Genomic DNA, 748 nt, shown 5'->3' with positions numbered 1-748 from the left:
AACGGCTGGTGCAGACCTTGAATGAACTCACCAAGTTCAATTACAACCAAGGCGATTCCAGTTCCTTTTATTTAAGGGATTCCCACGGGATGGAATTTAAGACCACCAATTCCAACTTGATCAAATTGGTTTCAACACATTTGCAATCCACTTTGGAAACCCGCAAGGCGGAACTGGAAACAGAGATTGTGGCCTTTGAGCTATAATCCTACCTAGAAGTTTAAAACAGCCTGCTCGAAAGAGCAGGCTGTTTTGTTCTGTTTTTTTTTAAGGAAAATTATATGTTCATCCAATATTACAGAAAGGTAAACCCGCAAAATATTTCTCGGACAAGGGACGGCATAAAGCCGTTCCTCCCTCACTATTTATATCCGTTTCCTTGCCGCTCCAAAATTTTCTCTTCCGTTTGGAAATGTCTGAAAATATTGTTGAACCATAAAACAGATATCATGGAACATTCAAACATGCAACAACTTGATTTTGGCTTCGAGCTAGAGCCTATAACAGACCTTAAGCCTACTCCCAAATCCATCAAAAAGACCGAATCCGATTTTGTCTTCGACTTTATGGATTGCCTGAGCAGTCCCATTATCGTCTTTCCGTCCTCCTGGGAGGATGCCGTACCACAGCAGCTATTGAAGAACATTACCTTGGCACGCCTATTAGTCCAGATGCAAGGCGAACGGATGGCCTCCCTGACCGAGGTGGTGGCCTATATGATGCCCCGGACCCTTGAACCACCCATGCC

1 protein-coding gene and 1 pseudogene are annotated in these 748 nt (G+C 44.0%); both read left to right on the top strand.

The window, feature by feature from the left end; all coding sequences use genetic code 11:
* Positions 1 to 206: pseudogene (locus OOZ15_RS19940) on the top strand (hypothetical protein); the annotation flags it as partial.
* 243 nt (positions 207 to 449) lie between these two features.
* A partial coding sequence (locus tag OOZ15_RS19935) for a hypothetical protein (protein WP_265958187.1) occupies positions 450 to 748 on the top strand: 299 nt, incomplete at its 3' end.

The sequence above is a fragment of the Galbibacter kalidii genome, assembly GCF_026241135.1.
Classification (GTDB): Bacteria; Bacteroidota; Bacteroidia; order Flavobacteriales; family Flavobacteriaceae; genus Galbibacter.
Note: the sequence above shows the minus strand (reverse complement) of the source record. Positions and strands in the feature narration are given on the sequence as shown.